Genomic DNA, 25,542 nt, shown 5'->3' on the forward strand with positions numbered 1-25,542 from the left:
GAATGACAAACTGTACGTGTAGATTATACTTATGGAATTTTTGGCAGTTGTTCGGGAGGAACAAAAGATATTGTAGTTATGTTTTATATTTGCCGTTACATGATGTAATGATCAGAATAAATAACCAATTATAATAAAATGACTAACTCACAATTTACAAGATATGAAGACAACAATACGGTATGGTTGTCTCAAAATAGCAAACAAGAATTTGATTTTACTGATTATGGCATAACGCCTGTTATTCTTGACAGTGAAACTCAGGTTGGTCAGGCGATGTTAAATGAACTTTATAGTACTGCGAAATCAAAAGAAGGTGATATTAATATTGCGCTTCTGGGTGGGAGAGGTGCTCAGGAGTTACACCGTTTGTTGGGAGCCTTAGCGAAGTCAACGCAACAGGATGAGCTACTGGCCAGGTTGAATGTATTTACTCAGGATGCGCTTGCTCCTTTGGGCATGAATAATGATTTAAGTTTTGTTAGAGATTTTGAGCGTATTTTAGGTGAGGCCTTTTTCAAAAAGATAAAAAGCTTTACACCCATGCGAACCGATACAAAAGATTTAGAGTCTGCGCTTGTGGAATATTTGACTAAATTGGAAGCATTAGGTGGTTTGGATATCTTTTTTATTGGTCATGGTCCGGAAGAAAACCAAGCTTCACATTTGGCTTATATTAAGCCTTTCTCTGGAGCGCAATCGCATCATATTGCAGGGATTATTCCAATATCGAGTAGTATTTTGGAGCACCACATTAGCAAGTTTAAAGCGGGTGGAAGCCTTGTTAATGAAAACGATGAAAAGGAATGTCGATCTGCTGAATATATTCTCACTTTAGGGCCGGCTGCGATATTACAAGCCAAAAAGATCGTGCAATCTGTAGTAGATGCTGATTCTGCTCCTGCTAAAATTCAAACGTATGCAAATGTGCTTAAAACAGAGATAAGTTCAAATAAAGAGGAAGCGTTACAGCAATTGAATAAAAATCCTGGGTTGTGGATTAGGTTGCATGCTAATGCTAGGTCTTTTGTGTTGCCTGGTTTGGGGGTGTAGTTGAGTCCAAAGTCGAAAGTCTAAAGTCCAAAGTCCAAACTTTGTCGAGCTACTTGCGGGGATTTCTCTCCCGAAGCCTCGGGATCGAAATGACAAAAATGAGAATACTTTGCGTGCTTAATACACGAGTTTGCAATAAAAAACTTTGCGACTTTGCTCCCGATAGCTATCGGGATTGCGCGATTATTTCGACAGCTTTAAACAAAATAACTTAGTCAATCTTTGTGGAGCTACTTGCGAGGATTTCTCCTTCGTCGAAATGACAAAAATGGGGAAACTTTGCACGCTTAATACACAAGCTTTGAACAAAAAACTTTGCGCCTTTGCGCCTTTGCGAGATTAATTCTTCGCCACAAAAAAGGGCGGTACCAATAGCACCGCCCTCTTAGGCAAAATTTTAATTTACATTTTAAAACCAAATCAAATTTTAAAATGCCGCATTGAAGCGTACAGTTTTTGGTAATCACTAAACAGAAAGCAAAACGCAGGTTATTCGTTTATGATATCGCCTTCTTTAGTTTCTTCGCTGGCAATTTTTACCAGTTTGTCTTTTCGATTTAAGTCGCCAAATATTTCGATTTTATCTTCTATTTCTCTTCCTCTTTTTACATTGACTCTTGCGGCTTTGTGATCGATTACTTTAATTACAAAAGTACCTTCCGCAACATTTACCAAAGCTGTTTTCGGAATTACGAAAGTGCTGTCTTTTGCGTTAAGCGGTAATAACACTTCGGCTACCATTCCAGGTAATAAATCTTTTTTAGTATTGTGAACGTCCATTTCGACACGCTCAGAACGCAGTTTTAAATCTAAAGCGCCAGACATTCTGGTGATGGTTGCTTTAAACGTTTCCGGCAATGATTTTACATTAAAACTCATTTCGTCGCCGGTGTGTAAATATCCCGTGTACAATTCCGGAACAGAAACCGCCAAACGCAATTTATCCTGCTGTTGAATCGTCAATAAAGGCAAATCGGAACCTTTTCCTGCCGGACCAACAAATGTTCCTAAATTGACATTTCTTGCTGCTACAACACCATCAAACGGAGCACGGATTTCAAGATAACCTCTCATAATCGAAACTTCTTTGTGTCCTGCAACTGCTGCCTGATATTGTGCGTAATCAGAGTTTTTCTTTCCGCTGGCCATTTCTAAATCATTTTTAGAAATCGTTCCTTCCACTTTGCTGGTTTCGTACAAACGGTTGTAGGTACTTTTGCTGGTCGCGTAAATGGCTTCCATCGATTTCAATCTTGATTCGGCTGCGGCCAGTTGGGAACTGATTTCAGGCGCTTCTAAAACGATCAAAAGCTGTCCTTTTTTTACTTTAGTTCCAATATCAACTTTAAGTATTTTTACGAAACTGCTTACTTTAGCATACAAATCGACTTGTTGAAAACCGGTTAATTCGGCTGGCAAACGCAATTCGGTTGTTAGTTTTTCTTTTTCTAACAGAAACGTTTCTGTTTTAGGTTCCAATTCTGCAACAGGCGCTTCTTCTTTTTTAGAATTACAGCTGTTCAGGAAAAATAGTGCTGCAAAAAACAGCGCGCTAAATTGTATTTTATTTGTCATTTTTCGAGTTTAATGATGAGATATAATGGATGCTTTCTTCGTCTTCAGGATCTAAAGAAACCGATTGTGTCGTTGTTTTTTCTTGCGCCCACGCAAAGATAAGTGGCAGGATTAGCAATACGGCAAAGGTCGAGAATAATAATCCGCCAATAACCGCTCTTCCTAACGGAGAAACCTGATCGCCACCTTCGCCGTGACCAATTGCCATTGGCAACATTCCGGCAATCATCGCCACCGAAGTCATGATAATCGGACGAAGACGCAGCGCCGCCGCTTCACGAGCCGATTCTAAGGCGTTTCCGTTTATTTTACGCAATTGCTCAGCATTGGTAACCAATAAAACGGCATTCGCGATCGAAACCCCAACCGACATGATGATTCCCATATACGATTGTAAGTTTAGGGTTGAACCTGTAATGGTCAGCATTAATAAGGCTCCTAAAACCACCGCCGGAACGGTTGTTAAAATAACCAGCGAAACCTTGAACGATTGGAAATTAGCGGCTAACATTAAGAAGATTACAAAGATGGCAACCAATAATCCTACTTGTAAACTACTTAATGTTTCTTCCAATACTTTACTCAAACCGATTGGGGTGATGAATAAACCTCGCGGTAATTCTCCCAATGAATTTAGTGTTGCATTCACATCTTTAACCGCCGTCCCCAAATCGGTCTGGTTGATGTTTGCTGTAACAGTAATGTATGGCATTGCCCCTAAATTGTCATTTTCACCGCTTACAAAGCCGGGTGTGATTTTAGCAACGTCACTTAAAACGGGACGAAGCGAGTTTTTCAATACCGGAATTTCTCCAATATCGGTTTTGCTTTTCATTTGGTTTAACGGAACCTGAACCTGAACGTTGTACGACAATCCGGCTCTTTCGTCAACCCATGTATTTTTTTCTGTATATCTTGAAGATGAGGTCGAAGCCACAAGTGATCTTGAAATATCATTCATATCAACACCCAATTCGGCAGCACGGGTTCTGTCAATATCAATATTCATCGCTGGATAATGAATAGGCTGACCAATTTGTACGTCTCTGAAATACGCTATTTTTTGTAGTTTTTCTACAATTTTGTTGGCGTATAACTCATTTCGTTTTTTGTCTTTTCCGGCAATACGAACTTCAATTGGAGTAGGAGAACCCTGGCTCAAAACTTTGTCCGTTAATTCGATTGGCTCAAACGACAGTTTTACATCTGGTAATACCTTTTTGATTCGCGCTCTGAAATCGTCTTTAAAGTCGTCCATATCCGTGTGATATTCTTTCAAACTCACTTGGAATACCGCTTCGTGTGAACCGGCCATGAACAAATAAATCGGGTTAATCGAGAACAGCGATGGGTGCTGACCAACATATACAGAGGATATTCCGATATGTTCTTTACCAACCATTTTTTGCAATTCTTTCAATACAATTACCGCTTTTTCTTCGGTGCGTTCTAAACGGGTTCCGTCTGGAGCACGCATTCTCAACTGAAACTGACTGGAGTTTACTTTTGGGAAAACATCTTTTCCAATGAAAGTAAGAAAGCCAACAGCAAGAAGGGTAGCAGAAACAAGATACACCAATGCAGCTGTTTTTTTGAATGGAAACAAGCGATCTAATGTTCGCATGAATCGGATTCTGAAACGCTCGAAAGCGCCTATTTTTCCGTTTCCGTCTGTATCGGTTCTTTCAACGTAATCTTTTTTCTGAGTAATCAGTTGTTTCTCAGATTCCGGTGTTAATCCGCAAGCATTGAATTCTGCTTCATCATCTGTAATATTTGGCTCGTGTTCATGTTTGGCATGACCTTTCATCAACCAGTTCGCCATTACAGGTACAAAAGTTTGTGATAGTAAAAACGAAATTACCATTGAGAATCCAATTGCCAATGCCAGCGGCAAGAACAACGCTCCCGGAATACCAACCATCGTAAATGCCGGAGCAAATACCGCTAGTATACAAAGCAAGATCAATAATTTAGGCAACGCAATTTCCTGACAGGCATCCCAAATGGCGAGTGCCTTGGGTTTTCCCATGTCGAGATGCTGGTGAATATTTTCGATCGTTACGGTACTTTCATCAACCAAAATTCCAATTGCCAAAGCCAATCCGCTTAAAGACATTAAGTTGATGGTTTGTCCGAATAATTTCAGGAATAAAACTCCCGAAATAATCGAAATTGGAATGGTTAAGATTACGATCAAAGCCGCACGTCTGTCGCCAAGGAAAAGTAAAACCATTAATCCGGTTAAAACCGCACCAATAATTCCCTCTGTAATTAAACTTTTAACCGAGTTGATTACATAAACCGACTGGTCAAATTCGTAGGATAATTTTACGTCTTCCGGAAGTGTACTCTGAATTTTAGGCAATTCTGCTTTTAATTTCTGAACCACATCCCAGGTCGAAGCATCTCCGGCTTTTGCAATACTGATGTAAACCGAACGTTTTCCGTTTACCAAAGCGTAACCCTGTGTAATATCGGCACCATCTTTTACCGTTGCCACATCGCCTAATTTTAAGTTTTGAACACTTCCCTTGAACAACGGAATGTTTTCAAAATCCTTAACTTCTTTAATCGTATTATTCGTTGGTGTAATGTAGTTCACATCGCCCATTCTCACGTTTCCGGATGGAGCAGTTTGATTGTTAATACGGATCGCCTCCACAATTTGATCTGGCGTCATATTGTGCGAACGCAACAAATCCGGATCTACGTTAACCTCAATTGTTCTTGGGCTTCCACCAAAAGGTGCCGGTGACAATAATCCCGGAATCGAAGTAAACGAAGCACGAACGTAGACGTTGGCTAAATCCTGTAACTCATTGTTCGATCTGATTTTACTGCTTAAAACCAATTGCCCGATTGGCAAAGAAGAAGCATCAAAACGAATGATGAACGGAGGCTGTGTTCCCGGAGGAAAGGCCGCCTGGATTCTGTTGGAAAGCGAACTCAACTCGGCAGCAGCCTGTGCCATATTCGTGTTTTCATAATAGGTTAATTTCATAATCATTAACCCCTGAATATTCTTGGTTTCAACCGATTTTACACCGTTTGCAAAGGGTAAAATGTTGACATAAGTCTTAGCAAAATAAGCCTCCATCTGGTCTGGTGTATAACCTCCAAAAGGGTGCGCGATATAAATTACCGGCAAATTCATTTTCGGAAGGATATCTACCTTAATGTCCTTGATGGCACCAATTCCGAAGAAAAATAAACCAGCCACCATAACTAATATGGAGATGGGTTTGCGGAGTGCAAAACGTATTAAATTCATTAGGATCTATAATTAAAATTCATTTATAAATAAGTCGAAATTGCCACTCGCGGCTACTTTTAGCAAATACGATTGCCACACATTGTTGTTGACGATATCACGGTCAATTTCGGCACGGTTTAACGTATATATTGTTTGTGTCAAATCGGTTAAATCGGTTAAGCCGTTTTTGTATAAAGTCGATTTTTGCAGATACGCTTTTTGAGCTGCGTTCACCTGAATCGGTGCTTCTGCAAAATTCTCCAGCGTGATTTGTATTTTATCTTCTGCAAAACTCATTTGCGATTTTAATTCTCTGTCCGCCTGATTGTATTCTTCTTTCAAAGCCTGAGAAACGAATTTCTGAGCGCTTACCTGTCTGCTCATTCGGAACGGTGTGGTCAAATTCCAGCTAATTCCAATTCCGACTAAATAATTAGAACGATCTGGATTTACGCCATCCCAGTAATTTCTGGTGAAAGCCGTTTGATCCTGAATATAATTCGTATCAAAACCAGAAGCACGGGTTTGTACAACACCAAACGCACTCATGGTTGGATAATAAAAACGTTTGTACAGTTTCGTTTGCTGATAACTGTAATCAATTCTTGTTTTATAATATTGAAGTAACGGATGAAGGCTGTCAGTTGTTTTTTCGGCTGTTAAAATGGCTTTCGGAATCTGGTTTACAAACAAGGTATCTGTTTTGAAATCCTGTGGCGCAACGCCCATTAAATCTACCAATTTATTGTTTTGTTCCTTAACGAAATTACGAGCCAGGTTCAAAGCAATTTTAGCTTTTGAAACTTCGGCTGTAGCCAATGTAGAATCTACTCCCGCCAGTAATCCGTTTTTAACACGTGCAACAGCTGTCTTTTTGAAAACTTCTGCACGGCTTAAATTCTTTTGCTGCGAAATCAGTAATCTTTGGCTTGCCAGTAAATTCAAATAAGCAGCAGAAATTTTGATTTCCTGTTGAAACATTTCCTGTTGCAAATCTTTTTCCTTGGCCTGAACGTCGACTTTAGCCAAATTGATTTTTTCCTTTGCTTTTCCGAAAGTGAAAAAGTCCCAGTTCATATTGACTAAATAAAGGGCACCAAAAGCAGAGTTCCAGTTTTGATTGGGTAAAGCAGGACCTGAAGAAGCAGCAGCCAAACCATTTAATCCGTAAAGAGCACCATTTTGCCCGTTGATCGTTCCGTAATCCTGTTGCGCTGATAAGTTCAGATTCGGTAAGTAATCACGTTTGGATTGTTTTAGAGTCTCGCGCGAGGCATTGGTATAATTGCTTTTTGCCCGGATAGAACCGTAGTTTTCAAGACCTGTTTTTATAGCTTCTTTTAAAGACAAGGTTTGTGAATAACCAATTGAGGCAAAAATCAAGAAAAATAATAAAGTAATTTTTTTGAAATACATAAAACTCAAAGTGTGAAATTATGTCCCAAAATTATTTCTCTTACGCGGATATAAGCCTTCTTAAATGATGTAATGCGATTAAAAATGACCAATTGAATTTGTCATTTATTGGGAATAATAATTAAATATTTGTGGTTAATTTGTAAACTATTTAAAAATTAAAATGAATAAAAAGTTTGATAACATCTTGGATAACAAATGGTGGCAGGAAATTGCCGTCGTCGCGTTTTCCTTTACCATATATACACTGAAAAACGACTGGATGTTATTTAGCTCCATGACATCAGTCTTAATGGGCATATTTTTCTACTTCATCTTATACATGCACGCCCAGTTCAATCGCTTTTTTCTTCTTCCGATATTATTCAAAACCCGACGTCCTTTAACTTATGTTTTTCTAACGCTTTTTGGAGTGTTCGTGTTTTCCGTCATTTTGTACGAGATCACAATGCTCGATATGTTCAGCAATTGCCGCTTGTATCAAAACTCACATCAAAGAAGTTATGTGTACCAACTGGCGAGTGTTTTAGGAACTTTGGTTTGTATTTTGAGTCCGATTATTGTTTTTAAATTCTACAGAATCCACAGAAAACAAACTGACGAAACGTTGTTGTTCAACCAAATGCAGTTGAATGCCTTAAAAGGACAATTGAATCCGCATTTTTTATTCAATACTTTCAATACACTTTACGGAATCAGTTTGGAATTCCCCGAAAGAACGCCGGATCTGATTATGAAAGTATCGCAACTAATGCGTTATCAATTGGAAAGTAATAACAAACAATGCGTATCTTTAGAAGACGAACTGGAATTTATAAACAGTTACGTTCAACTTGAAAAAGAAAGGGTAGGATACCGTTGCGACATAACTTACGATTGCAAAATTGACAATGAAAACGCTTATAAAGTGTCGCCAATGTTGTTGATTGCCTTTATAGAAAATGCCTTTAAACACGGAACCTGCGCCATTGAAAAATGTTTTGTTCGCATTATTGTTACAGTCGAAAACGGTTTACTGCATTTGCACGTTGTGAATTCAATTCCGAATAAAAAAACAGATGTTGTTTCGACTAAAATTGGTTTAAAAAATACCATTGAACGTTTGAACTTACTTTATGGGAAAGACTATAAATTAAACATTCAGGACGATAAAAACACCTACATCGTAGACTTGAAATTACAACTGAAAAAGTTTGTGTAATGAAAGAAACCAAAAAATGCATTATTGTAGATGATGAGCCGGCGGCACATTATGTTTTGGCGAATTATATCAAACAAAACCCGGAATTAGAACTTGTTTTTCAGGGTTATAACGGAATCGAAGCGATGAATTACCTGCGTGAAAATAAAGTCGATTTGATGTTTCTGGATATCAATATGCCGGAAATCTCAGGAATGGAATTATTAAAGATTATTCCAACACATCCTAAAACTATTTTAACGACAGCTTATTCTGAATTTGCTTTGGAAAGTTATGATTATGGCGTGATTGACTATTTACTGAAACCGATTTATTTTCCGAGGTTTTTGAAAGCGGTTGATCGTTTTTTTTCAACAGAAAATGCAGCAATAAAAGAAGAAGAAGCAATTGTAAATTCTGTTAGCGTAAAAGTTGATGGTTATTTTATGGATATTGAATTAGACCAACTTTTATTCGCTCAGAGTTTTGGGAATTATGTGAAACTGCACACGATCAAAAGAACGTATCTGGCCTCAATCACGACAAGCGAATTAGAGAAATGCCTTCCTGAAAAGAGTTTTATGCGTATTCATAAATCGTATATCGTGGCTTTGGATAAAATTGATGCGACGGAAAAAGACTTTGTTACCATTAAAAATGAAAAACTCCCAATTGGGATTACCTATAAAAGAGAACTCTCTGACCGACTTAAAAAATAATGAATTGCGGAAATATCAGAGGCAAGATGTCAGATGCAAGAAGCACGAGGAAAGATGGCAGATTTAGACGCGCAACTTTTACAATTCATAACTCATAATTCATAATTCACAATTCAAAAAAGACTGCTTACTAATTCAGTTATTTAAGGAAGAGCCTGTAGAAGATTAATTTCTTCGCAGGCTTTTTTGATTTAGGTAAAATCAATTTTTTGAAATTTGCCAAAAGAGTATTTATACTTTTTAAAAATAACATGAATTGTAAAAAATATCTTTAAAATCTAGTTTTTGTTATAAAAAAAGTAGTAATTTTAATACGTTGATTTGGTTGATTATTTTAAAAATTGAAATCATGAAAAACGTACTTGTAGCTGTTTTCTTTTTATTCAGTGGCTTTTTAATAGCGCAGGAAGGAGTTAATATGAAGGAAAAAGTGACACCGCCAGAGAAAGTTTTATTTACATTTCAGAAGGAATATCCAAATAAAGTACCCGTTTGGGCAATGGAATATGTGGGAGATGATAATGATGAAGTGCGATACGAAGCGAAATTTAAAACAGATACAAATGTAGAAGCCTTGGCTGTTTATGACAATTTAGGAGTTTTAAAAGCTTACGAATTACAGATTCCGTTAAGTCAATTGCCGCTGAAGGCACAGACTTATTTAAAGAAAAATTATCCGGCAAAAGCCATTCGTGAAATTGCAGTTGTAGTAGATTATAAAAGTAAAACAACCTATGAAGTTATAGTAGAAAAGGACTCCAGATTTTACGACGTAGTTTTCGATAAAACCGGAGGCTTTGATGTCATCATAGAGAAAAACTAAAATACGCTTGCTTACTAATTCAAATATATGTGAAACGACAAACCCGATAGAGTTTTAAAGTCTATCGGGTTTTGTTTTTAGTGCTGTTTGTCATTGCGAGGAACGAAGCAATCTCATTTGCTGAGTTAACAAGAGCTTGTGTAGTGTGGTTGCTTCGTTCCTCGCAATGACATACTTTGAGAATACTTAAAGATAAATTACAACATCATTCCGCCCGAAACCTCAATTCGCTGCGCATTTACCCAACGTGCCTCTTCAGAACATAAAAACGCAACAACACCTCCAATATCGTCTGGTAAACCAACTCTTCCTAAAGCAGTTCCTGATGCAATTTGTTGATTCACTTGCTCGTTGTCACGAACAACGCCTCCGCCAAAATCGGTTTCGATCGCGCCAGGAGCCACAACATTTGCCCTGATTTTTCTTTCGCCTAACTCTTTCGCCTGATATTTAGTCAACGTTTCAATTGCACCTTTCATTGAAGCATAAGCTGCATAACCCGGGAAAGAGAATCTCGCTAATCCTGTTGAGATATTTACGATTCCGCCACCGTCATTCATTACGTTTAGCGCTTTTTGAGTCAGGAAAAACGGACCTTTAAACTGAATATTAGTCAATTGATCAAATTCGGCTTCCGTCGTTCCGATGAATGAATTATGAATTCCGATTCCGGCATTGTTTACCAGAAAGTCGAATTTATCGGTTTTAAAAGTGTTTTTTAAAGTAGCTGAAACATTCCCGAAGAAAGAATCAAAAGTACCTGAATCAGCTACATTTAATTGAAGCGAAGCCGCCTTCTGACCTAAGTTTTCGATTTCTTTTACAACCAAATCAGCTTCTTCTTTTTTGCTGTTGTAGGTTATGATGACGTCAATTCCTTTTTTAGCAATTGCGATTGCCATGTTTTTTCCTAAACCCCTGCTGCCGCCTGTTACTAAGGCGATTTTTGTATTTACTGCCATTTTATTTTAGATTTTAGATTGTTGATTTTAGAATATAGAATATAGAATATAGATTGTTGATTATTGAGATATTTGCCACAGATTAAAGGATCACATGATTAAAAAATCTGCCAAATCTGCTGAATCTGCGAGAGAAAATTTAAACACATAGAAACATAGTGTTTCTTTGGCTTGTAAAAGGGTGTCGAAAGAAACTAGTTTCTCACACATAGCTTCTATGTGTTTTTTAGTTAAATGAAATGCCTTTTTTTTTAAGCGTTCCAATTATCTATGTTTCTATGTGTTTAAATTATAAGCTGCCGTGTAATGCCTCAAATGAAGCTTTTAATTCCGGGACACTTGCGTTTACTCTTGTTTCGCTCGTACCAAAAGTTAATTCGTTTTTACCTTCTTTTAATTGTTCAAAAATGGAAACTATAAAGTCAGCTACGCTTGGATGTGCATTGTGTAAACCAACTCCACCCAAATCGGTGTTTAATGCTGGGGGAATAATTTCAATAACTTCAATATTTTTTGATTTTAAAATATGACGAAGTGAAAGCGTAAACGAACGAAAGAAAGCTTTTGTAGCCGAATAAACCGGAACTTTTGCAAAAGGAGAAAAAGCCAATCCGGAAGTAACATTCATTACCGTTGTAAGGGATTTTAATTGAATAAATAAAGAAGTTAAGTGTACAGGTGCTTCAATATTCGTATCAAGCTCCGTTTTCATGCTTTCGTAGAAATCAGCATCGGTAACAGAAACCCATTTTTGGATTCCGGCATTGTTGATTAATACATTTAAATCAGGATGATTTTCTGCAATCCATTCGTAAAGTGCGATGCGCTCTTTTTCATCCGATAAGTCACATACTTTTGTAATTACAGTTGGGAATTTTGCTTTCACTTCATTTAAGACAGCTTCTCTTCTTCCGCAGATAATTACGGTATTATTCTCTTCGATAAAACGTTCAGTCAGGCCAAGTCCAATGCCGCTTGCACCGCCTGTTATTAAAATTTTGTTGTTTGCTAAATTCATCTTTTTGATCTTTTAAATTGATAAGACAAAGGTAGGAGCAAAGCAGTGTTGGGGAATTGTAAATATCAAATGGAAGTTTGCGAAATTCAAATTAAACAATTTTAAATTCCAATTTTTAAATTCCAAATTCCAAATCGGAAAACCTGAAACTTGAAACCTGAAACAAAAATCAACTTCTAAATGCTAAAGGCGTGAACGATGTTTGTTTTTTAAAGAAATTGGAAAAATGCGCTAATTCTTCAAAACCTAGTGAAAAAGCGATTTCAGAAATGTTCCAGTCCGTTTGTTTTAAAAGGATTTTGGCTTCGTTGGTTAATCGGTTACTGATTAATTCGGTTGTGGTTTTTCCGGTATTTTCTTTTAAAACTTTATTTAAATGGTTCACGTGGACAGATAATCTTTCGGCAAAATCTTTCGCTGTTCTTAGTTCTAATCGCTGATGCGGCGATTCAATCGGGAATTGCCTTTCCAACAATTCAGCAAATAAAGAAGAAACTCTTGCCGCCGAATTATGTTTGGAATAAAGAGCCGTAATAGGTTGTAATTTTTGTCCAAAGTGAATTAACTCCGCCACATAATTGCGGATTAAATCGTATTTATAAATATAATCGGAGTTGATTTCTTTTTGTATTTTGTTGAAAATCAATTCAACTTCGACAACTTCTTCATCGGTAAGCTGAAAAACAGGATAACCGTCTGAAGCAAAAATGGGAAGATCGTCCAAATCAATTCCGCTTTTACTTTTGGATAAAAACTCACTTGTAAAAACACAAAATTGTCCGGCCTGATTGGTGTCTTGCGGTATGTAATTATATGGAATTTTCGGTGTTGCAAATAAAAGCCCCTGCTTTTCGATTTCGATTATTTTATCAGCGTATTCAGATGTGTTTTTGCCTCTTATCAAACTTATTTTGTAATAAGCTCTTCTGTCATAAGGCATAGCCGATTTACCCTGCATTCTCTCCAGAAGTTCTTTGATGTCAAATACATTAAAATGACCAATTTCTTTTTTGATGTCGTTGGGCAATAAGGAGCTTGGTTCAATAGAGGTGCCTTTGGTAATATCCTGGTAAAATGAATCTAGGGATTTCATAGGTGTGAATTGTAAAATTCAAATATACGAAAAATAGATTTTAGTTTCAGGTTTCAAGTTTTTCTTGTTTCAGGTTACTTGGTTTGTGTGGATTTAACCGCAAGGTTCGCAAGGGTTTTACGCGAGGTGCGCAAAGCTGCATTATTTAATCGCGCAAAGACGCAAAGTCGCAAAGTTTATTTTCTTTGCGACTTTGCGTCTTTGCGCGAAATTACTAGCGCCCTTTGCGTAAATCTTTGCGAACCTTGCGGTTAAAATAAACTCCCCTGAATTAATTCTGGAATGGGATTACTTCCGAATGGAATAGTATCAATTACAAAAAACTGCTTTTTAATTGGATCCAATTCTCGTAAGACTATTTCACAACATAAAACATTAATATCAATTGTAGTGAAAAGTTGTACTGCTATTTTAAGATTTTCGGGAGTTAATCTTCTTCCAATAGACAGATGAGGATCGTCGCTTTTTTTCAGACTTAAAGGTTTTAATGTTTCCTGCGTTTTTTTAAGGATCGGTTTTAGTTTTGTTTTAGAATCTTCATTTGGTGCAATAAAAAAGGCTCCGCTATTTTCATAAGATCCAAAGTGATCTAAATAAACAGGAAAAGGCGTAAACGTATCACAAACCTTAAAAAGTTTTTGTTTGATTTTATCGATTTCAGATTCAGCAATGGTAAACTCACAAATAGTAATATGTGCAACAGAATTACAGCTGTTATACCAATCTATTTTGCTTTTTAGATAATCCTTCATTGTTTTGACGGAATCAATAACTTCTTGTGAGGGATAAATGGCAACTGAATATTTTTTCTCCATTTTAAGATTTGGTTTTATGCAAATTTAAAACTTAAACTGAGCCGTCAAAGCTGCATAAAAATAATCTTTCCCTGTTCCGACCTCTTTTAAGAATGAACCGGCATTAAACCAACCAGATTCTAATGTAAATGCAAGGAAATCATTTGCAGTATAATCTAAATTAGAGATTAACTGAGAACCTATAAAACGCTCGCTTGTATCTTTTCCGGAATATAAAAGTTGCATATTAGGGGCATAAATACCATCACTTAAAGTTTGTCTCCAAAATATATCATAATCAAATCCAAGGCTGAATTTTTGACTCAATTCTAAATTAATGGAAGGATGAATGTCAATTAAATTCGATGGCCCAATTAAAGCTACTAATCCAAAATAAGCACCTCTTGGATACAACGGATTAAAGGTTTGCAAATGATTATCGTCTGAATGTTTATCTCCTGAAATAATTTCAGCTTTCAGGCCAATTTCAGGCTTGAATTTTACTTCTGAAAAAGTATAACAGGCAAAAGAAGAAATCGTCCAGGCCGATATGGATTTCTGATTTATGTTTCCAAATTGATATAATCCTTCAAAATCATATTTCCAGTTTCCTTTGTTTTTCCAGATTCGGGTCCCAATAGACTGACGATTTTCTTCTCCGATGGCATCATCAAAAACAGCTCTTTTTTTCCATAATCCTAAATAATAAAAATCGATATTTTGGATGAATGGAACTTTATGAATGACAGTATAACTTCCCCAGAATTGCGCATTTTCATTGAAACCGTCATTAAAAGTTCCGGGTTTATTGGCGATTGGATGCGTGTAAAATGCGTCTGTCTGCCAATTGTTTTTTTTATAAAATAATTTGATCGCATCAAAAGCAAGTCGACTGTTTGGACCTTCGCGAACTGCTATTAATCGCTGTGAACCATACGACATTTCCTGTCTTCCTGAACGTAAAGTCAATCGTTCGTTTTCATTCTGAATAAAATCGATATCCAGAAAAGCCTGATGAAAATCCAATTCATTTTCATCCACCGGACTCGGATCAATTTTGCTGTTGGCCAAGCTGCTTTGCAGTTCAACAAAAGTTCTGAAAGCTCCTAAATGAACATCGGCATGAAGCAAATAGCGAGAAAGTAAATAGCCATCGCCTTCGTCAGAATCATCGCCCCATTTATCATTTACAGTGTAAGTATATTGTAATCTTGCTTCGCCACCAATAGTGGCGTAATATTTATTGTTTTGGCCAAGTGGAATATATTTGATTTTTTCATACCAATTTCTGGTAGAATCTTTCAAATAAGTTACATCATCGTCATATCGTAACTTTTGGAATGTCATTTTTTGTTGCGCATTTGCGGTATAAAAGAATACCAAAAGCAACAATAATCGGAATAGCATTTTCATAACTTAGTTTTTTTGATAACCTCCAAAATAATTTACAGGACTCCATTCCGGAATAGCTTTCGGAATTGGATTTGAATAAGTTCTAAAGTCATTGTCGGCATAAACTACTTTGCCGTTTACAACAGTAAGTTTTGATTCTATGTTTAGAATTTTTTCTTCAGAAGTATTGAAATAATCATCAGAAAGAATAACGAAATCAGCTAAGTTATTTGCTTTCAGCATGCCGCGGTCTTTTTCTAAATTAATCAATTGTGCACTTCCGTAAGTGAATAATTTTAAAGCTGCAGTTCTGTCCTGAATATTTTCGTCCAGCATGTATTTTGTGCCGCCCAACGTTTTTCCGGTAGTCAGCCAATACAAACCAACCCATGGATTGTAGCTGGCAACACGGGTTCCGTCGGTCCCCATTCCGACTTTGATACCCATTTCAAGGATCTTTTTAAGCGGAACCGTGTTTGCAGCAGCCGTTTTCCCATATCTTTTTATAAAACTTTCCCCTTGATACGCCATTCTGTGCTGAATTGCCAAACCTCCGTTTAAAGCTTTGATTCTTTTTAGATTTTCAACTGAAACGGTTTCTCCGTGATCGAAAAACCATAATAATCCGTTTAATGGTGTTTCTCTATCAATTTCTTCAATGACATTTAAAAATCGAGTAATGCTTTCGTTGTAAGTCGCGTGAATTCGAAACGGCCATCTGTTTTTAATCAATAATGATAAAACCGATTTTAATTGCCCTTCCATCGCCGGACTTAATTCGGGTCTTGGTTTGTCGAAATTTTCAAAATCTCCGGCACTCATGACCAGATTTTCTCCCGCACCTTGTGCATGGTATTCTACTTTATCGTCGTCGTGATCGTCACAGCCTTCGCCAATTTCGACGGTGCTGACCCATTTGGTATAATCGTTTAATTCGTTTCCTGCTTTTTGGGCAAATAAATAATAAGGCATTCGCACTGTCAAATCGCTTTCTTTGCATAAACCATTTGTTACACCATAATCGTCAGGAAAGTTTTGAAATCCGCCACCTGCATCGATAATTGCGGTTACTCCAAGACGATTCATTTCAGACATAAATTGTTTGGTCGAATTTATTTTTTCATCCGGAGTTAATTCAGGAAGTTTTGAAAGGGTAGAGTATAAGATGAATGCGTTTGGCTCTGCCACTAATAATCCTGTTGGATTTCCTGCTGCATCTTTTTCAACCAATCCACCGTTTGGATTTGGCATATTAGAATCGATTTTTAAAGCCTGCAAGCCTGCTTTATTCAAATAAGCATGTCCGTATAGATGTAAAACGAAAGCTGGAACATCGCCAGTTGCTTCGTTTATTTCTTCTAAAGTAGGTAATCTTTTTTCTTCAAACTGATAAGCATTCCAGCCACCAACAACGCGAACCCATTGTCCTTTTGGTGTTCTCTGTGCCTGTTCTTTTAGCATGGCCAAAGCTCTTTTTAAGGAACGAACGCCGTCCCAGCGTAATTCGGTATTAAAAAATCTTCCTCCGCGGATAATGTGCATGTGAGAATCAAATATTCCCGGAATAATTACTTTTCCTTTCGCATCAATTATCGTGGTGTTTTTGTTTTTTAATTTTAAGATTTCATTGTTTTTTCCTGTTTTCAGGATTTTTCCATCGGCAACCGCCATGGCTTCCACGATAGTGTTTTTATCATCCAAAGTATGAATAACCGCATGATGAACGATAAGTGTGGCACTTTTGCCCTGAGCGAAAATTGGTAAATAAAGAATTAAAAGTAAAGCTGATATTATAAGTTTAGGTTTCATAATAGTGGTTTGTTTAGGTTTTGGTAGATTTAATTAAAAATTGAGAATTAAAAATTAAAAGTATTTAAAAACATATTTTAATATTTCTCGCAGATTTAGGAGAATTTTTTAATTTATAATTCCCAATTTTTAATTTATAAATAATTTAGTGTTTTAGCATTTCGTGAGCATATTGAACACCCACACCATAAGCACCACCATATTTTTTAACCAAATCTGTAACGGCAACATAAGTCTCCTGACGTGCCCAGTCACGTTGTAGTTCTAATAAATATTGCAGTGAAGTGATTGGGTGAGCACCAGCCTGAACCATACGTGTAATAGCCATTTCGTGTGCTTCTTTAGAAACGTCTGCACTTGCATCTGTGATTACATAAACGTCATAACCTTCGCTTATAGCTGATAATGTTGGCCCAACGATACAAACGCTTGTCCATAAACCACCAAAAACAAGTTTCTTTTTACCTTTTTCGGTAATAGCTTTGTGAGCAGGAACATCTTCCCAGGTATTCATTGAAGTACGATCAATGTAGTTTGAAGTTTTTTGTGGATAAAATTCTTCGACTTCACGGAAAACAGGTCCGCTAAATGATTTTTCGGCAACAGTGGTTACTATTGTTGGAACTTTAAATATTTTTGAGGCACCGGCAACCAATGCGGTATTGTTGCGAAGCTGATCTATAGGTGTACTACCAACTGCAAATGCCATTTGGCTTTCATAATCTATAAGAACTAAAGTATGATTGGTTGGATTTAATAATGCAGCACTTGGTTTTTGTGCGAATCCAATAAATGTTACGAATAATAAAACTGCTGTTGAGATTAATTTTTTCATGGTAATTTAATTTTGTGTGTTAATAAAAAGGTTTTTAAAATTTATATTCAATTTGATTTTCAGTTTATTGCGTTCAAAAGCAGTGCCTCGTTTGCAAGGCGTTGATTTATAACGATTTTTTAAAAAAAGGCAATAGTGATTTTAACGATATATCGTCAATGGTTAGGCGATCTTCGTAAATGTTTTAATAAAATGGCATTGGTGAGAAAAATTCTGGTACCTAAATTTTTCCTTTAAGATGTAATCTGTGTTGTATTTCTGATTTTAATAAACCGCTTCCTCCGCCAAAATGCTCAATTACTTCGACATCAGGTTGGTGTTTTAAACAAAAAGAAGTAAACTCTTTTTCGACATGATCTTCGATTCCGGAACTCAAAAGAACAATATCGATTTTGTTGTTTAGAAAATATTCCTGAGCTGTTTTTTCGTCATTAAAACCTACTGCATTCCAGTTTTCATAAGCATTTACCAGCCTAAGAAGAATCTCCAAAATGGGTTCGTTTTTTCCGAGTATTAAGAATTCAAATATTTTCATTTTTTCCTGTTTTAAAGGTTCTAAGGTCCTAAGGCTCTGAGCTACTAAGTTTTTCTTTTCAGTTCTAATTTACTTTACAAATGTATTTCATAATTTCTAAGTTGAACTTAATCTAGAATAAGAACGAAATCTTAGCATCTTAGTCCCTTACTAGCTTAGCTACTTTATAGAAACAAATGTATTTCTTAAATTCTTATTTTAACTTAATCTAGAATAAGAAACAAATCTTAGCATTTTAGCGACTCAGTATCTTAGCAACTTTAAGAAACAAATGTATTTCTTAATTCATAGTTTCAACTTAATCTAGAATAAGAAAGATTCGGAGTTTCTAAAATCTCAAGTTTCTAAGTCTTTTCTTTTTTCAGCTTATAACAGAACTTATAATCTACTATGCAAATGTATTTCATGATTCACAATTCTAACTTAATCTAGGATAAGAAATAAATCTTAGCATCTTAGCGACTTAAAAAAACTTTGAAGTATTTTACTTGCAAAGTTTTTAAGAAATATTTTTTTTTATTTTTTAGAAAAAAGTTTAACTGGAAGAAAGACAACATATTGAAAAAACACAAAATGTTAAAAGTGAAAAAAATGCATAAAAATGAGGAAAACCGTAAGTTTTTCTTAAAAGTTGCTTGTAGTTTTGCGGCGTAGAAGATCAAAAAGTTATGCTGCTTTGCCTTTTTTTACAGCATAATATTCTTCTTAAAACTGTTTTTGGAGAAACAATTTTTTTAATGAAAATTTGACGAATTCATTTGATCGTGGATGCATTGTGTAAGTTTGCAAGACATACAAGAGAGTCTGATTTTTATGGGGTTTTTAGATTTGGTTACACGTTAACTAAATTTAAAAACCCTTTTTTATTTCACAAATTCTGAAAACCTAAAGCCTAACCGCAAGGAACGCTAAGATTTACGCAATGATTGCAATGTTATTAAACTCTTTGAGACTTGATTTGTGTTCAAACGATTGAAACTGTTGGCTATGGTTCAATCAAATCGGATATTTTTGACGGTAATTCAATATAGCCCGAAGTTTCAACCTTGGGAGACAGATCCTGATGATGAATTGTGATCATACATTGCGTCCCAACGGTTGAAACCGTTAACTATTTTAAAAAGACGAGCAAATATCAAAATCCATGGCTCTTAAGCCATTCTTCACAATCCCTGGTCCAGAATTTACTGGTATCTTTTACCCCTAAACCGAAACCATGTCCGCCACTTTCATATAAATGTAACTCAGATGTAACTCCATTTTTTTTGAGTGCCAAATAATAATTGATACTGTTTTCCGGTAAAACCGCTGTATCATCAGTAGCATGTACAATAAAAGTAGTTGGAGTTTGGGCTGTTACTTTTTTCTCATTCGAAAAGGAATCGATTAAGTCTTTTGATGGATTATTTCCCAGTAAACTCGTTTGCGAACCTTTATGGGTTATGTCGTTTTCCATAGATACAACAGGGTAAATCAGAAGAGAAAAATCGGGACGAGCGCTTATTTTTGATGAAGTTTCATATACTCTTTCATCATAATGAGTTGATAGCGTTGATGCTAAATGTCCGCCTGCCGAAAATCCCATAATACCAATTTTATTCGGATCAATATTCCATTTTGGGGCATTTAGGCGTACAATACGCATGGCTTCCTGCGCGTCCTGTAAAGGGCCAACAGTTTTGTTTGTCATGATTAAATCGTTTGGTAATCTGTATTTTAAAACAAATGCTACAATTCCTAAACTATTAAGCCATTCCGCAACTTTTGTTCCTTCCTTATCAATTGCTAAATGCGAATAACCACCACCAGGCAGAATAATTACGGCGGTTTGATTTTGTTTGATTTCTTTTGTGAAAAAGATACTTAAAGTAGGTATTGAAACCTGACTAGTACTTTGTACTTTTCCGTCTTTTATAATTTCTTTTTCCTGATAGTCAGTAGCCTTGATTTCTTGTGGAATCGTTTTCCAAAGTGGGACTACCTGATTTTGAGCCTGTAATTGATTTGTAAGTCCAAAAAGTAGTATCAGGTTAAATATTGATTTTGCAGTTATTAAATGTGTTAGTTTTTTCACTTTATAAAGTTTAATTTAAGTTGAGTTGTTATGGAAAGACTCAAATTTAGAATTTTTTATTGATTTTTCAATTTTATAACATATTAGATAATTGTAATATTCAATAGGAATAGTCTTTATAAATCAATTTGCAAATAGTGATTTTAGTACAATTTTGACATACGAAACGGACAAATTTCACATGTCGATATTTAACATATATATTGTTTAATGTGTAATTTTGGGTTCATTTTTTTATGCGAAATGTTAATTTAACGTATTAAAATAATTTTTTAAACAATTTATTTGTATTATTAAGATTTAAAAGTATATTTGTGCAATCGATTACATTAATTTGTTTTTATTGCATTAACCTGTTGATTTTGAAGATCTGAGTCAGAAATAAATTGATTAACCCGAGGACCAAAAAATATAAATTTAGAATAAAACCGTTACCATGAATCAAACAAATGAAATTTCTAGTAAAACTACTAAATCAACAGGAAGATATCGTTGGAGTATATGTGCATTGTTGTTTTTTGCAACTACTATCAACTACTTAGACAGACAGGTTCTTTCCTTGACATGGAACGATTTTATAGCTCCTGAATTTCATTGGACAAATAATGATTACGGAAATATCACCGCATTATTCTCCATTTTTTACGCTGTATCATTACTTTTTGCCGGAAGATTCGTGGATTGGTTAGATACCAAAAAAGGTTTTTTATGGGCTATTGGAATTTGGTCCATTGGAGCATGTTTACATGCTTTTTGTGGAATTGCAACATCTGGAATTATCACAGGAAATTGGTTTGTAGGTTTTGAAGGTGCAAAAGAGGTTATTAGAACGGTTAACGATACCGGAATGGTAATTAATGTAAGCGTAAGCTTGTTTATTTTTGCCCGCTTTGTTTTAGCGATAGGTGAGGCAGGGAACTTTCCTGCAGCGATCAAAACTACTGCAGAATATTTTCCTAAAAAAGACAGAGCATTTTCTACCAGTATTTTTAACGCAGGCGCAACAGTTGGGGCACTGGCTGCTCCAATTTCGATTCCGTTTATTGCGAAATCTTTTGGATGGGAAATGTCGTTTATCATTATTGGTGCTTTAGGTTTTGTGTGGATGGGATTTTGGGTTTTTATGTATGATAAACCAGAAAGACACCCAAAAGTTAGCGCTGCCGAATTAGAATATATTCAACAAGATGACATTGCTGATAGTAAATTAGTTGGATATGTTCTTGATACCAGAACAAAAGTTTCATTTATAGATTGTTTTAAATACAAACAAACATGGGCTTTTGCTTTCGGAAAATTTATGACTGATGGTGTTTGGTGGTTCTTTTTATTCTGGACACCAGCCTATTTGAGTTCAGTTTACGGAATGGATTCTACAGAAGCAGCTTTACCATTATTTGTACTTTATATGATTACTTTACTTTCTATCATTGGAGGTTGGTTGCCAACTTATTTTGTCGAAAAGAAAGGAATGAATCCGTACGAAGGAAGAATGAGAGCGATGTTGATTTTTGCATTTTTTCCATTATTGGCATTGATAGCACAACCTCTAGGTTATATCAGTTATTGGTTGCCAGTTATCATCATTGGTATTGCAGGTGCTGCACACCAATCATGGTCAGCAAATATTTTTACGACAGTTGGAGATATGTTTCCTAAAAAAGCAATTGCGACGATTACGGGTATTGGTGGCTTGGCAGGAGGTATTGGTTCGACTTTAATTAACAAAGGATCAGGAATGTTATTCGATTATACAAAAGAAACTAATATGGCTTTTATGGGCTTTAAAGGAATTGAAGCTGGCTATTTTATCATCTTTTCAATTTGTGCTGTTTGTTATTTGACAGGTTGGATTGTGATGAAATCTTTGGTTCCTAAATACAGCCCAATTACGGATTTATAATAAAATCCAAACCAACTAACTAACCAACCAAACCAACTCAAAATTATGAATCAAACCAACGAAGCAATCGGAAAGTACCGATGGACAATATGCGGTTTAGTATTTTTTGCTACTACAGTAAATTATTTAGATCGAAATGTAATAAGTTACCTCCGACCTTTTATGGCAGAGGCTTTTCACTGGACACCAGAGCAGGAAGTTATTGATTATTCTAATATTGAATTGGCTTTTAAAATTGCCTATGCACTAGGAATGCTGGTTGCAGGAGGTATTATTGATAAATTGGGAACTAAAATTGGTTATGCTATTGCAACCGGTTTATGGAGTTTGGCAGCAATTGGTCACGCATTGGCAACAGGAACACCTGGTTTTTTAATAGCTCGTATATTTTTAGGAATTACAGAAGCAGGAAATTTTCCTGCTGCGATCAAAGCTACGGCTGAATGGTTTCCACAAAAAGAAAGAGCTTTAGCAACAGGTATTTTTAATTCAGGAAGTAATATCGGAGCTATAATTGTTCCGCTTTCCGTGCCATTTATTGCTGAAAATTATGGCTGGCAATGGGCTTTCATCTTAACCGGAATTGTTGGTTTTGTCTGGCTGGTATTATGGTTTATTTTCTATGAAGTACCGGAAAAACAAAAACGTTTATCTCAGGCTGAATTAGAATATATCAATTCAGATAAAGTAGTTACAACTGAAGTTGAAGATACGGAGAAAGTTTCATGGTTTAAGTTGCTTACTTTTCGTCAAACCTGGGCTTTTGCCATTGGGAAATTACTGACAGATCCGGTTTGGTGGTTCTATCTATTCTGGTTACCTGATTTCTTAATGAAGGAATATAAACTTTCGGCTACAGAAATTATCTGGCCTTGTGCTTTGGTATATGTTATTGGAAGTGTCGGAAGTATTGGTGGAGGATGGTTACCATTAAAATTAATTGAAAAAAACTGGCCAGCTTACAAAGCGCGTAAAACAAGTATGTTGATCTACGCTTTCGCCGTTTTACCAGTATTATTTTCTCAATATTTAGGATCAATAAACATGTGGTGGGCTATTTTGGTAATTGGTTTTGCAGTTTCTGCACATCAGGCCTGGAGCGCTAATATCTTTACAACAGTATCGGATATGTTTCCAAAAAAGGCAACTGCTTCAGTAACAGGAATTGGCGGAATGTTCGGAGCACTTGGCGGAATTTTACTAACTTTAGTGGTTCAAAAAAATATGTTTGTTTACTATACTAAATTAGGAAAAATAGAAACAGGCTATTTTATTATGTTTTGTATCTGTGGAGGCTCATATTTACTGGCTTGGCTGATTATGCATATTTTAGTTCCCCGAATGAAAAAAGTAGAAGTGTAAAATTTACACAAATAAATTTTCATTTGTATTATGATATTTGAAGATAAAAATATAATTTTGTGCAATCGATTACATTAAAATAAAAATTATGACAAAATATAGTTCAAGATACGCGTCAAGCCCTGAAGCAGTAAAACAATATGACACACAACAATTAAGAAATGAATTCTTAATTGATGATTTAATGCAGGAGAATGAAATCGTATTAACGTATTCTCATTATGATCGATATATTGCTGGTTCTGCTGTTCCTGTAAAAGATCTGACTCTGGAATCTATTGATCCTCTTAAAGCGGGTTATTTTTTAGAAAGAAGAGAAATGGGAATCATCAATGTTGGAGGAAGTGGTTCTGTTGTTGTTGAAGGAACATCTTATGAATTAGATTTTAAAGATGCTTTATATATCGGAAGCGGAAATAAAGAGGTAATTTTTAAAAGTGCTGACAGTAAAAATCCAGCTAAATTTTACATAAACTCTGCACCGGCTCATACGCATTATCCAACTGTAAAAGTAAGTTTAGAACAAGCTAATAAATTACAGTTAGGTACAATGGAAACGGCGAATCACCGTACAGTAAATCAAATGATTATTGGTGGTGTGGTTACGACTTGCCAATTGCAAATGGGAATGACGGAGTTACGACCAGGAAGTGTTTGGAATACAATGCCAGCTCACGTACATGATCGTAGAATGGAAGTTTATTTCTATTTAGATATTCCGGAAAATCAGGCTGTTTGCCACTTTATGGGACAACCACAAGAAACAAGACATATCTGGATGAACAATCATCAGGCAGTTATTTCTCCACCATGGTCTATACATTCTGGTTCTGGAACTAGTAATTATACTTTTATCTGGGGAATGGCCGGTGAGAATTTAGATTATGGTGATATGGATGTTTGTAAAATAACTGACTTAAGATAAGAATCATGACAAACTTATTTGATATAAAAGGAAAAGTTGCTTTGATCACAGGAAGTACACACGGACTGGGAATGGCAATGGCAAAAGGATTAGGTGAGGCAGGAGCGACAATTATCGTAAATGGTAATTCTTCTCAACAGAAAATTGATGATGCTGTAAAAGAACTTCAGAATCAAGGAATAAACGCTGTTGGTTATAGATTTAATGTAACCGATGAGCAGGAAGTTATGGCTGCCGTAGCAAAAATACAAAGTGAAGTTGGACCAATTGATATTTTGATTAATAACGCGGGAATCATTAAAAGAATTCCGTTAATAGATATGGAAGTTGCCGATTTTAAAGAAGTTATTGATATTGATTTAGTTTCTCCTTTTATTGTTTCAAAGCATGTTGCCAAAGGAATGATTGAAAGAAAACAAGGAAAAATAATCAACATTTGTTCGATGATGAGCGAATTAGGTCGTAGTACTGTTGGTGCTTATGCTGCTGCAAAAGGCGGTTTGAAAATGCTGACTAAAAATATGGCGACGGAATGGGCAAAACACAATGTTCAAATCAACGGAATTGGACCTGGTTATTTTGCTACTGAGCAAACTAAACCAATCAGAGTTGACGGACATCCTTTTAACGACTTCATCATCAGCAGAACTCCAGCAGCAAAATGGGGAGATGCAAGTGATTTAGCCGGAGCTGCGATATTTTTATCATCAAAAGCAAGTGATTTTGTTAACGGGCATATTTTATATGTTGATGGCGGAATTTTAGCAACTATTGGTAAACCATCAAACGAATAATTTTCTCAATTATATTTAAAAAGA

20 protein-coding genes are annotated in these 25,542 nt (G+C 35.9%); 8 read left to right on the forward strand and 12 right to left on the reverse strand.

Going from position 1 to position 25,542, the window contains the following annotated elements:
- Nucleotides 1-138 precede the first annotated feature (138 nt).
- Entirely contained in the window at nucleotides 139-1,053 is a 915-nt protein-coding gene (locus tag AC6CH4_RS15235; RefSeq protein WP_498104369.1) for a sugar phosphate isomerase family, read from the forward strand.
- A 489-nt stretch (nucleotides 1,054-1,542) separates the two neighbouring features.
- On the opposite strand, the gene AC6CH4_RS15240 is transcribed toward AC6CH4_RS15235, so the two are convergent.
- The 3 genes from AC6CH4_RS15240 to AC6CH4_RS15250 are packed head-to-tail and all read right to left on the reverse strand — an operon-like array spanning nucleotide 1,543 to nucleotide 7,300.
- A complete protein-coding gene (locus tag AC6CH4_RS15240) occupies nucleotides 1,543-2,628 on the reverse strand; it encodes an efflux RND transporter periplasmic adaptor subunit (RefSeq protein ID WP_498104371.1) in 1,086 nt (361 codons plus the stop codon).
- Complete coding sequence (locus AC6CH4_RS15245; RefSeq protein ID WP_498104373.1) at nucleotides 2,618-5,902, reverse strand: efflux RND transporter permease subunit; 3,285 nt, start codon at nucleotides 5,900-5,902, stop codon at nucleotides 2,618-2,620. Before AC6CH4_RS15245 ends, AC6CH4_RS15240 begins: the two co-directional genes overlap by 11 nt.
- A 12-nt stretch (nucleotides 5,903-5,914) precedes the next feature.
- Nucleotides 5,915-7,300, reverse strand: coding sequence for a TolC family protein (locus AC6CH4_RS15250; RefSeq protein ID WP_498104375.1), 1,386 nt, complete (start codon nucleotides 7,298-7,300; stop codon nucleotides 5,915-5,917).
- Between the two features lie 163 nt (nucleotides 7,301-7,463).
- On the opposite strand from AC6CH4_RS15250, the gene AC6CH4_RS15255 reads away from it, so the two are divergent.
- From AC6CH4_RS15255 to AC6CH4_RS15265, 3 genes are all read left to right on the forward strand, one after another.
- Complete coding sequence (locus AC6CH4_RS15255) at nucleotides 7,464-8,501, forward strand: sensor histidine kinase (RefSeq protein ID WP_498104377.1); 1,038 nt, start codon at nucleotides 7,464-7,466, stop codon at nucleotides 8,499-8,501.
- Nucleotides 8,501-9,199: a LytR/AlgR family response regulator transcription factor gene (locus AC6CH4_RS15260; RefSeq protein WP_498104379.1), complete on the forward strand. Its 699-nt coding sequence runs from the start codon at nucleotides 8,501-8,503 to the stop codon at nucleotides 9,197-9,199. The genes AC6CH4_RS15255 and AC6CH4_RS15260 overlap by 1 nt, the downstream gene beginning before the upstream one ends.
- A gap of 349 nt (nucleotides 9,200-9,548) precedes the next feature.
- Nucleotides 9,549-10,022: a hypothetical protein gene (locus AC6CH4_RS15265; RefSeq protein WP_498104381.1), complete on the forward strand. Its 474-nt coding sequence runs from the start codon at nucleotides 9,549-9,551 to the stop codon at nucleotides 10,020-10,022.
- Nucleotides 10,023-10,219: 197 nt separating this feature from the next.
- Here the strand turns inward: AC6CH4_RS15265 and AC6CH4_RS15270 are convergent, their stop codons facing one another.
- From AC6CH4_RS15270 to AC6CH4_RS15310, 9 genes are all read right to left on the reverse strand, one after another.
- On the reverse strand, nucleotides 10,220-10,984 hold the full coding sequence (locus AC6CH4_RS15270; RefSeq protein WP_498104383.1) for an SDR family NAD(P)-dependent oxidoreductase: 765 nt from the start codon (nucleotides 10,982-10,984) through the stop codon (nucleotides 10,220-10,222).
- 289 nt (nucleotides 10,985-11,273) lie between these two features.
- Nucleotides 11,274-12,002 carry an SDR family oxidoreductase gene (locus AC6CH4_RS15275; protein ID WP_498104385.1) on the reverse strand — a complete coding sequence of 243 codons (729 nt, stop codon included), beginning with the start codon at nucleotides 12,000-12,002 and terminating at the stop codon, nucleotides 11,274-11,276.
- Between the two features lie 169 nt (nucleotides 12,003-12,171).
- Nucleotides 12,172-13,095 (reverse strand): helix-turn-helix domain-containing protein, encoded by a 924-nt coding sequence (locus tag AC6CH4_RS15280; protein WP_498104387.1) that lies wholly within the window; start codon nucleotides 13,093-13,095, stop codon nucleotides 12,172-12,174.
- Between the two features lie 251 nt (nucleotides 13,096-13,346).
- Complete coding sequence (locus tag AC6CH4_RS15285; RefSeq protein WP_498104389.1) at nucleotides 13,347-13,910, reverse strand: 2'-5' RNA ligase family protein; 564 nt, start codon at nucleotides 13,908-13,910, stop codon at nucleotides 13,347-13,349.
- 24 nt (nucleotides 13,911-13,934) lie between these two features.
- Nucleotides 13,935-15,302, reverse strand: coding sequence for an alginate export family protein (locus AC6CH4_RS15290; RefSeq protein ID WP_498104391.1), 1,368 nt, complete (start codon nucleotides 15,300-15,302; stop codon nucleotides 13,935-13,937).
- A 3-nt stretch (nucleotides 15,303-15,305) separates the two neighbouring features.
- On the reverse strand, nucleotides 15,306-17,090 hold the full coding sequence (locus AC6CH4_RS15295) for an amidohydrolase (RefSeq protein WP_498104393.1): 1,785 nt from the start codon (nucleotides 17,088-17,090) through the stop codon (nucleotides 15,306-15,308).
- Between the two features lie 145 nt (nucleotides 17,091-17,235).
- The gene (locus AC6CH4_RS15300; RefSeq protein WP_498104395.1) at nucleotides 17,236-17,925 is read right to left on the reverse strand and encodes a hydrolase; all 690 of its coding nucleotides are present in this window, start codon (nucleotides 17,923-17,925) and stop codon (nucleotides 17,236-17,238) included.
- A gap of 220 nt (nucleotides 17,926-18,145) precedes the next feature.
- Nucleotides 18,146-18,460, reverse strand: a complete 315-nt coding sequence (locus AC6CH4_RS15305; protein ID WP_498104397.1) for a hypothetical protein — start codon at nucleotides 18,458-18,460, stop codon at nucleotides 18,146-18,148.
- Between the two features lie 1,135 nt (nucleotides 18,461-19,595).
- Complete coding sequence (locus tag AC6CH4_RS15310; protein ID WP_498104399.1) at nucleotides 19,596-20,534, reverse strand: alpha/beta hydrolase; 939 nt, start codon at nucleotides 20,532-20,534, stop codon at nucleotides 19,596-19,598.
- 436 nt (nucleotides 20,535-20,970) lie between these two features.
- Here AC6CH4_RS15310 and AC6CH4_RS15315 point away from each other — a divergent pair, with 436 nt between their 5' ends.
- From AC6CH4_RS15315 to AC6CH4_RS15330, 4 genes are all read left to right on the forward strand, one after another.
- Nucleotides 20,971-22,437, forward strand: a complete 1,467-nt coding sequence (locus AC6CH4_RS15315; RefSeq protein ID WP_498104401.1) for an MFS transporter — start codon at nucleotides 20,971-20,973, stop codon at nucleotides 22,435-22,437.
- 45 nt (nucleotides 22,438-22,482) lie between these two features.
- Nucleotides 22,483-23,799, forward strand: a complete 1,317-nt coding sequence (locus AC6CH4_RS15320) for an MFS transporter (RefSeq protein WP_498104402.1) — start codon at nucleotides 22,483-22,485, stop codon at nucleotides 23,797-23,799.
- Nucleotides 23,800-23,887: 88 nt separating this feature from the next.
- On the forward strand, nucleotides 23,888-24,724 hold the full coding sequence (gene kduI / locus AC6CH4_RS15325; RefSeq protein ID WP_498104404.1) for a 5-dehydro-4-deoxy-D-glucuronate isomerase: 837 nt from the start codon (nucleotides 23,888-23,890) through the stop codon (nucleotides 24,722-24,724).
- A 5-nt stretch (nucleotides 24,725-24,729) separates the two neighbouring features.
- The gene (locus tag AC6CH4_RS15330) at nucleotides 24,730-25,518 is read left to right on the forward strand and encodes a gluconate 5-dehydrogenase (protein WP_498104406.1); all 789 of its coding nucleotides are present in this window, start codon (nucleotides 24,730-24,732) and stop codon (nucleotides 25,516-25,518) included.
- Nucleotides 25,519-25,542 lie beyond the last annotated feature (24 nt).

Source organism: Flavobacterium sp. GQ95 (assembly GCF_059758655.1).